Here is a 9683-nt window from a genome sequence, read left to right as displayed (position 1 = left end):
ATAGAACCATAACTCATAGCACCTGTCTTAAAACGTTTCACAATGTTTTCTACAGGTTCTACCTCTTCTAAAGGAATAGGTTTTCTCTTGCTGAAGTCGAAATCTAATAAACCACGTAAGTTAATACCTTCTTCTTCCTGAGTAATAGTTTCAGAGAATTCTTTAAATAACTTATAATCACCTAAACGGCTAGCCTGCTGTAATAAGTGGATAGTCTTAGGGTTATAAAGATGTTTTTCTTTATGACTTCTTTCTTTATGGAATCCTCCAGAATCAAGTGTAGGATTCACATCATATCCAAGAGGATCAAAAGCTTGATTATGTAATGCATTTGTATCAGCTTCAATATCTTTTAAAGTAATACCTTCTACTCTACTTACTGTATGAGGGAAGTATGTATCAATCACTTCTTTAGAAATACCGATGGCTTCAAAGTTCTGAGAACCACGATAAGACTGTAAAGTAGAAATACCCATCTTAGACGCAATCTTGACAATACCAGAAAGTACTGCATGATTATAATCTTCTACTGCAGCATAGTAATCCTTTTCTAATAAACCTTCTTCTACAGCCTGATGAATTGTATCCTGAACAAGATAAGCATTAATAGCACTTGCACCATAACCAAGTAGTGTTGCGAAATGATGCACTTCTCTTGTTTCACCAGATTCAATAATTAAAGCCATCTTCATTCTCTTCTTAGTACGTACTAAATAAGAGTTCACACTTGCAACTGCAAGTAATGCAGGAATAGCACAATGGTTATCATCTACACCACGGTCTGAAAGAATAATAATATTTGCGCCACGATGATATGCTTTATCTACTTCAATAAAGAGGTGATCTAAAGCCTTTTTAAGTGATGTATTCTTATAATAAAGTGTAGAAATAGTTTCACTTTCAAAATCATCTGTATGAAGATGTTTTAACTTAAGAATATCTGTATTTGTAAGAATAGGGTTATGAATATGTAATAAACGACAGTTATCAGGTGAATCATTTAAGATATTTCCTTCAGTACCAATATCTAATGAAGTAGATGTTACAATCTCTTCACGAATAGAATCGATAGGAGGGTTAGTTACCTGGGCAAATAACTGTTTAAAGTAATTGAAGAGTGGCTGATGCATAGTACTCATTGCCGCAAGAGGGGCATCATTACCCATTGCAATAATTGGTTCACTACCATTCATTGCCATTGGAATAATATAATCCTTAATATCTTCATACTTATAACCAAAAGCAGTCTGTAAAGTTTCTAGCTTTTCATCACTGATGATCTCTACTCTTTCATTAGGAATCTTTAAATCTTTTAAGTATGTGAGGTGTGAATCAAGCCATTCACCATAAGGTTCCTTTTGTGCATAATAGTTCTTTAACTCTTCATCATTAATAAGAACACCCTTCTTAGTATCTACAAGAAGCATCTTACCAGGACGTAAACGATCCTTAACTACAATATCTTCTGTAGGAACATCTAAAGAACCTACTTCAGAAGATAAGATTAAATAAGAGTCTTTAGTAATATAATAACGAGAAGGTCTTAAACCATTTCTATCAAGCACAGCACCCATTAATTCACCATCAGAGAATAAAATAGAAGCTGGACCATCCCAAGGTTCCATAACTGTTGCATTATAGGCATAGAAATCCTTCTTCTTTTTAGACATAGAAGGATTGTTTTCCCATGGTTCTGGAATACACATCATAACAGCACGAGGAAGTTCCATACCACTCATAACCAAGAATTCTAATGTGTTATCTAACATCGCAGAATCTGAACCATTTACATCGACAACAGGGAATACCTTTTCTGTATCTAATACATCACATTTCATGTTTTCTTCACGAGAAAGCATGTTGTTCGCATTACCTCTAATTGTATTAATTTCACCATTGTGGACAATAAAGCGGTTTGGATGCGCTCTTTGCCATGATGGATTCGTATTTGTAGAGAAACGAGAATGCACTAATGCGATTGCACTCTTATAATCATCATCCTGTAAGTCCTGGAAGAAGCTTCTAAGCTGTCCTACAAGGAACATACCTTTATATACAATAGTACGGCTAGATAATGAACATACATATGTATTTTCATTACTCTGTTCAAAAATTCTTCTTGCTTGATAAAGAAGACGGTCAAAAGGAAGACCTGTTTCACAATCATCAGGTTTCTTTACAAATCCCTGCATAATATAAGGCATCGCTTCAATCGCTTTAGTACCTAATACCTCTTTATGTGTTTCTACCTTTCTCCATCCAAGGAAAGTCATACCTTCCTTAGTAATAATCTTTTCAAACATAGTCATTGCCTGATGTCTTTCTAGTTCATTCATAGGGAAGAAGAACTGACCAACACCATAATGACCTTCCTTAGGTAACTGGAAATCCTTAATACTCTTCTTAAAGAATGTATAAGGGACCTGAGTTAAAATACCAACACCGTCCCCTGTTTCACCCTTTGCATCTTTACCTGCTCTATGCTCTAACTGTTCTACAATCTTTAACGCATTTGATACTGTCATATGCGTTTTTACACCTTTGATATTAACAACTGCACCAATACCACAGTTATCATGTTCAAAAGATGAATCATATAAACCTTTGTTCATGCTCACACCTCCTATATAAGTGAACCTATAGTACAAAATATTTTTATCATTGTAAAGAAAAATTGTTATAAAAGTGATAAAACTTTCATATATTTATGATTAAACGAAAATATGTACATTATAACTTATATTAAACGAAATATAGGATAAAAAAGAAAGCCTTTACGGCTTTCTATTTCTCATTTCTTCTTGTATATGCTTAATACGATGATACATACCTGGATGATCATAAGAGGTATATTCAATAAAGTCTGCTGGATAGACATCTATCAGTTCATCACTGGAAATACGCTTAAAAGTAGTTATTAATTCTTCTCCATAACCATTATGTACTGCCTGATCATCTGCTTCATACTCTTCTTTTCTTGATACATAATTCAGATAAAAAGAACATATATACATAATAGGTGTAATCATCACACCTAAACATGTAAAGATCACATCATAGTTCATATGAATAAGACCAAAGCTCTCTAATACTCTTTCTGACAAGACTATACATAACTCACCATGAGGAATCATATAGACTATAAGGATAAATAGAATACATAATACAATATATTTCATATAGTTAAAGATATTCTTTTTATGTTTGAGATGTCCTATTTCATGGGAAAGGACTGCAAGTAGTTCTCCTTCAGAGTTCTCATCAAGAAAGTTATCTGCAATTCCAAATTCCTTATACCATAACATCTTTAATAAGAAGGCATTCTTACCAGTGGATTTCTTGGATTCATTGTATACCTTAATATGTTTCACTTTCTTAGGACAATCCTTCATCAGTTCTTCTATCTTGTGTCTTAGTTCATTGTCTTCTAATTCAGTAAATGTATATTGGATTCTTAAATACACATAACTGATACTTAAGACAATTAAATAAAGAATAAAACTAACACCTAGAAGTCCTAAACATAACACCAAAGATTGTGTATAAGTAATGGAAAAGTGATTTGTCCATTCGTCAATATGTTCAAGAATATAAAGACAAGGTATATAAAGGATGAAAGAAAGAACTAAGTCTAAAACTGTTTCTACAACTTCATCTTTTATAAACACTTTTTTTGTCTTCTTATTCTTGCCATACTTTTCTTCTATCTTAAACGTTGCATAATAGTCAAAGAACACACTTACGATTCTATTGATCAAAGAGATACTAAGCACTGTCACAAAGAAACGTGTATACACATTTAAAGGAAGTGTATCTATATAAGATAAGAAAGGGGAGAATAAATAGAATATATACACTAACACTGTGAATAACCTATTACATAACTTCATATGATCATAATCCTTCTCATAGCTTAAGAAAGATTCATAACGCTTCTTATCATATATATCACTTACTTCAATAGGTAATGGTTTCTTTCTTTGTTTATTCTTTATACCATCTAATACAAATCTATATCCTGTCTGTATCATAATAATGATAAATATCAACCATTTCATAAAAAAAACTCCTTATTTCATTACTAAAATTAAAAAATATATAAAAATCATTGGTATTAATATTGAAATGCAAGCGCATACGTACTATAATACCCATAGAATCTAGAACGCAAATAAAAATGACTGCTTGAAAAGTGCAGAAGGACAAAATATTATAAAACCATTTCTCAATTAATGCCTATCAACTTATTGTCATTCCTAAATACTGCGAATATATAATCCGGATTGTTCCTCACTGCATATTGCCTCTAGATAAGAAAAAGAACCCTGCGAGGTTCTTTTTTTCTTAATCTACATTAGATGCATAGAAATGAGTTGTCTTATAGTTATATACAATACGAGACACATTAAATAACTGTCCATTAGAAAGATGCACATAGTCTTCTACTTCTAATGCAGGACTACCTTCTTCTAATCCTAGAATAGCGGCTTCCTGTGCACTTAACTTTTTAACATGGAAATACTTATCTGCAAAACCAATACTTAACTTTAAATCATTCTTAATATAAGTATAGATTGACTGACTCGCAATACGACGATCAAGTGAAGGAATAAGATCCTTATTGTAGTATGTGTACTCAATAGCCATTGGTACACCATCCATCTTTCTAATTCTTTCAATATAATAGATAGGTGTAGTGAGTTCACATTGCATGCGTTTTGATAGTTCTTCTCCAGCCATCATAATATGGAATCCCTTGACATCAGTAGTAATCTTATGACGTGGGGCATTCTCAGTAATACCACATGAACCATTCATCCATAAAGAATCATCATCTCTTGTATGACGTACAAAAACACCACTTCCCTGAATTGAGAATAGAGTACCTTGTTTCTTTAAAGTACGAATCGCATTTCTAATTGTATTTCTACTTACTTGATACTGTTCAATTAACTGATCTTCTGTTGGTAGCTTATCAGTATATTCATTATTTTCTATTTTGCGGATAATATCTTCCACTACTTCTTGATATTTAGACATTTTTCATCACCGCCCACATATTAACATAACCTAACTTTTTGGTCTAGTATGAAAATAGTGATATAATGCATTTTGAGGTGAATAAGTATGAATTTTACACAAATTAAGATGATTATTTGTGATATGGACGGTACTTTGTTGGATAATCAGAAGAAGCTACCTCCACATTTTAATCAAATATACAAGGAATTGTATGATAGAAATATCATTTTTGCGATTTCCTCTGGAAGACAGATGGGAGAAGTGAAGAAGTATTTTGAAGGTAATAAGACTATATATCTTATGGCTGAAAACGGTGGCTATATACAACATAACGGAGATACGTTACTTGCAGACTATATGAACCAGGAAGATGTGTATAAGCTTACAAACTTTGTGTTTACGCTTAAAGGCACGGCTCCAATGTTAAGTGGTAAGAAGGCCATGTATGCATTCAATAAAGATAAGGAACTTATAAGTAAGCATACAAATCACTTTAGTATTACTTATGTAGATACAATAGAAGATATCGATGATGATATATTCAAGATTACAGTTTGTGATCCTATTGATCCAGTGAAGAACTGTTTGGAAGGACCTTTGTCTTGTATAAAAGGCTTTGAAGTGAAACCATCAGGAGACTGCTGGATTGATATTAATAAGAAGGGACAATCTAAAGCAGATAGTGTCGTTTTCTTGCAAAAGACATTAAGTATATCAGAAGAAGAAACAATGGTCTTTGGAGATTCTGATAATGATCTACCGATGTTCACACATGCTTATTATAGTTATGCAATGAAGAATGCAGACCACTTTATACAAAGTAAAGCACGTTTTGTGACTCAAGAAGATAATGATCATGATGGGGTTATGAAGACAATACAGAAGATGATGGAGAAAGAAGATGGATTACTTATACAAATTTAAAGATGGAATGACTATTGTGAAGGATGATATGCCATTAGGTGATCATTGTATGCATTATAGTGATGACTGGGAATCATTACTTCCTTTTCAAGTTCCAGGGAAGATGAGAAAAACAAAACAGCTATTAAACTATAATGAATCAGTAAATATAATTAATAGGATATCATATGGTGTTCTCTCGTTCTTTGATGAAATACCTTATAGTATTCCTCTAGATCATATTTATATGAATGGAAAGCTCTATTTCCATACATCTAAGACAGGCTATAAGATCAATGGTGTAGGGAAACAGGCAAGTTATATTGTCGTAGAAGATTGTGGTATCAATGAAGAAAAGACAACACACAATCATCGTTCAGTATATATGTTAGGTATATTAGAAGAAGTAGGGAATAAAGAAATAAAGAAAGATGTATTAGAAACACTCGTTCATACACTTTGTCCTACGCAGAAGGTAGATATTACTGATCAAATGGTAGATAATGTGAATATCTTAGAATTAGATATACAGTATATGATAGGAAAGGAACATATAAGATGAAGAAAATCGGATTTATTGGTTTAGGTATCATGGGGCTACCTATGGCAGGTCATTTAATGGATGCAGGTTATGAAATGCATATTTATGCAAGACATCCCGAAAAGGTGACATCTTTAGTAGAGAAGGGTGCGACACTTCATTCTACTATTCATGATTGCGTGAAAGATGTAGATGCAGTCATGACTATTGTAGGTTTTCCACAGGATGTGGAAGAAGTTTATTTTAATGACAACAATATTCTTGATTCAGTAAAGGAAGGGACTTATCTTATTGATATGACGACTACATCACCTACACTTGATCAAAGAATATATGAAGAAGGTAAAAAGAGAAATCTACATGTATTAGATGCACCAGTTACTGGTGGAGATACAGGCGCAAAGAATGCGACTCTTTCTATTCTTGTAGGAGGAGACAAAGAAGATTATGAAGCATGTCTTCCTTTATTTGAAGCCATGGGTACTAATATTAATTATCAGGGTCCTAGTGGTTCAGGACAGCATGCAAAGATGGCTAATCAGATCATGATTGCAGGGGCATTATCTGGTGTATGTGAAGCACTCACATATGCATCGAGTAAAGGTTTGGATTTAGATGTTTTATTAAAGTCTGTGTCTACAGGTGCGGCAGGAAGTCATCAGTTAGATGCTTTTGGACCTAAGATCTTAAAGGCTGATTATCAGCCAGGATTCTTTATGAAACACTTTATTAAAGATATGAAGTTAGCTGATGAAGAAGCCAAAGAATCAGACATTACACTTAATGTATTAGAAACAGTATTAAGAAACTATCAGGAATTAGAAAAAGTAGGCTATGGTGACTTAGGTACACAAGCCTTAATCAAGTATTATAAAAAGCCCTAAGAGAGGGCTTTAAGCAACTCAGTCTTAGAAGCGGGGGTAAATCCCTGGATCATATCCTTTGATCCTCCACCTTTGCTTTTAAGGCTTTTTAATTGTGTTAATATATCCAATGCATTTGAACTAGAACCTATGACATAACGATAGCCTTTCTCATCATTTCCTACAAATACACCACCTGTACCATAAAGATTAACTAAGTGATTTGTTACTTCTCTTTGATTTACAGGTAAACAGTCTTCTACAAATAAATAAGCATGATTACATAAAGAAAGCATATGTTCTTTCTCTAGTTGTGCATATTTGACTTCTAAAGCTGTTTTTTCTTCATACATCTTATTGACTTGTTTTACAAGTGTTTGATTGTTGGAAGAGAAAAGATGATAAAGTGATTCAAGATGATCAAAATCATCCTTGAAACGATGATAAGCACGTTCCCCAAATAAGAATATAAAACGTGTCCCTCGAGTTGTATGAATCACTTTGATGATCTTGAATACTCCTAATTCACCTGTTCTTTTTACATGGGGTGCACAACATGCACATATATCATAATCTTTGATCTCTACAATACGTACTTTGCCTTCAATCTCTTTCTTAGAACGATAAGAGATACTCTCTAAATCATCAGGATAGAAACAATGAATCTCTTTATTCTCATAGATAGCCTGATTCACTTTCTCTTCTATTAAATCAATATCCTGAATATCACCATCATATTCTACTTGTCCTTCTTCACTGTTTAGATGGAAACTCACATTATCATAACCATATAAACTATGAACAATACCAGAAAGAAGATGTTCTCCTGTATGATTCTGCATAAAAGAATAACGTCTCTTCCAGTCAATATGACCTTCTATTGTATCTCCTACATTGAAGTGATGTTTCTTAACATAATGGATAATCACATCATTCTTAATCTGAACATCCTTGACAGGAATATCATTAATAGTCCCTAGATCACATTCCTGACCACCTTCCTCAGGAAAGAAAAGTGTCTGGTCAAGAATGATTTCATTCTTATTGACTTCTACTACTGTTGCCTTGAAATCTGTACTATAAGGCATTTCATCATATAATTTTATTGTTTTCATATATATCACCTACATTATTCTATCACAAACACTTGACCGAGAGGTACTACCGAGTGTTAAAGTGTTTTCATAATCTGTGAGTTATGAATAATAAACATTAATTTGTGTTAGAATAACACAGAAAAAGAAGGGAGAAATTATTGTGGATAAAAAGAAAACATCAGTTAATATGCTTGAAGGTTCAATATTTAAGAGTTTAGTTATCTTTATGATTCCAATTCTTATATCAAACATCTTCCAGCAATTCTATAACACAATGGATACTGCCATTGTAGGAAATACTTTAGGAATGACATCACTTTCTGCCATTGGTTCATGTGCAGCGGTCTATGACTTATTAGTAGGTTTTGCGTTAGGTATTGGGAATGGTTTATCTATTGTCACTGCAAGAAGCTATGGTTCAGGAGATGAAGAACTCTTAAAGAAATCAGTGGCAGCGAGTTTTGTGATTGGTATTATATCTTCTATTGTGATTACTATTATTGCCTCTATTGGAATTAAACCATTACTTATTGCGATAAATGTATCACCGGACTTACTAAATGAAGCCTATAGCTATATTATTGTGATTGTCCAATTCTTAGTCGTTATGTTTGCCTATAATCTATGCGCAGGTTTATTACGTGCTATAGGGAATAGTTTAATGCCTTTAGTATTCTTAATCATATCATCAGTATTAAATATCGGTTTAGACTTATTCTTTATCACACAGCTTCATATGGGTGTAAGAGGAGCAGCAGTTGCGACAGTCATTGCCCAGGGGATATCAGTTGTATTCTGTTTGATTTATATTTTTAAGAATGTCCCATTACTCGTACCAGAAAAGAGACATTTTAAATTTGATGCAGCTCTTTATAAAGAACTATTAGGTCAGGGATACTCTATGGCTGTTATGAGCGCTATCGTTAATGCCGGTTCAGTTATCTTGCAGTCAGGTATCAATGGTCTAGGAAGCAAACAGATTATTGCTGGTCATACTGCTGCAAGAAAGCTTTATATGTTCTTCAATATGCCATTTACTGCCATGGCTCAAGCAGCCAGTACATTTGTATCTCAAAACAAAGGCGCAGAAAATGTATCACGCATACGCAAAGGTATGAAACAGATGTATATCTATGATATTGTTGTAGCCGCAATCGCAACCGTTATTCTATTATTAAGTGCCCCTACACTTGTAACATGGATTTCTGGTACAACGGACAAGACAGTCTTATACAATGGTTCACTTTATTTACGTAT

The 9683-nt window shown here is 33.3% G+C and carries 8 protein-coding genes; 4 read left to right on the top strand and 4 right to left on the bottom strand.

Annotated elements, in window-relative coordinates:
- From B2S90_RS08235 to B2S90_RS08225, 3 genes are all read right to left on the bottom strand, one after another.
- A partial coding sequence (locus B2S90_RS08235) for a glutamate synthase central domain-containing protein (protein WP_286696869.1) occupies window positions 1-2612 on the bottom strand: 2612 nt, incomplete at its 3' end.
- Between the two features lie 162 nt (window positions 2613-2774).
- Window positions 2775-4058 (bottom strand): M48 family metalloprotease, encoded by a 1284-nt coding sequence (locus B2S90_RS08230; RefSeq protein WP_286696868.1) that lies wholly within the window; start codon window positions 4056-4058, stop codon window positions 2775-2777.
- A gap of 286 nt (window positions 4059-4344) precedes the next feature.
- Window positions 4345-5040: a GntR family transcriptional regulator gene (locus tag B2S90_RS08225; RefSeq protein ID WP_055232463.1), complete on the bottom strand. Its 696-nt coding sequence runs from the start codon at window positions 5038-5040 to the stop codon at window positions 4345-4347.
- Window positions 5041-5127: 87 nt separating this feature from the next.
- Here B2S90_RS08225 and B2S90_RS08220 point away from each other — a divergent pair, with 87 nt between their 5' ends.
- The 3 genes from B2S90_RS08220 to B2S90_RS08210 are packed head-to-tail and all read left to right on the top strand — an operon-like array spanning window position 5128 to window position 7350.
- Window positions 5128-5946: an HAD family hydrolase gene (locus tag B2S90_RS08220; protein WP_286696867.1), complete on the top strand. Its 819-nt coding sequence runs from the start codon at window positions 5128-5130 to the stop codon at window positions 5944-5946.
- On the top strand, window positions 5924-6487 hold the full coding sequence (locus B2S90_RS08215; protein WP_286696866.1) for a pyridoxamine 5'-phosphate oxidase family protein: 564 nt from the start codon (window positions 5924-5926) through the stop codon (window positions 6485-6487). The genes B2S90_RS08220 and B2S90_RS08215 overlap by 23 nt, the downstream gene beginning before the upstream one ends.
- A complete protein-coding gene (locus tag B2S90_RS08210; protein WP_286696865.1) occupies window positions 6484-7350 on the top strand; it encodes an NAD(P)-dependent oxidoreductase in 867 nt (288 codons plus the stop codon). The genes B2S90_RS08215 and B2S90_RS08210 overlap by 4 nt, the downstream gene beginning before the upstream one ends.
- Here B2S90_RS08210 and B2S90_RS08205 read toward each other — a convergent pair.
- Entirely contained in the window at window positions 7347-8444 is a 1098-nt protein-coding gene (locus B2S90_RS08205) for an alanyl-tRNA editing protein (protein WP_286696864.1), read from the bottom strand. The two genes, B2S90_RS08210 and B2S90_RS08205, sit on opposite strands and share 4 nt — an antisense overlap.
- 142 nt (window positions 8445-8586) lie before the next feature.
- On the opposite strand from B2S90_RS08205, the gene B2S90_RS08200 reads away from it, so the two are divergent.
- A partial coding sequence (locus tag B2S90_RS08200) for an MATE family efflux transporter (RefSeq protein ID WP_286696863.1) occupies window positions 8587-9683 on the top strand: 1097 nt, incomplete at its 3' end.

The organism is Catenibacterium sp. UBA627 (assembly GCF_002299355.1).
GTDB lineage: Bacteria > Bacillota_I > Bacilli_A > Erysipelotrichales > Coprobacillaceae > Catenibacterium > Catenibacterium mitsuoka.
The sequence above is the reverse complement of the archived record's forward strand: the minus strand, read 5'-3'. Positions and strand labels throughout refer to the sequence as shown.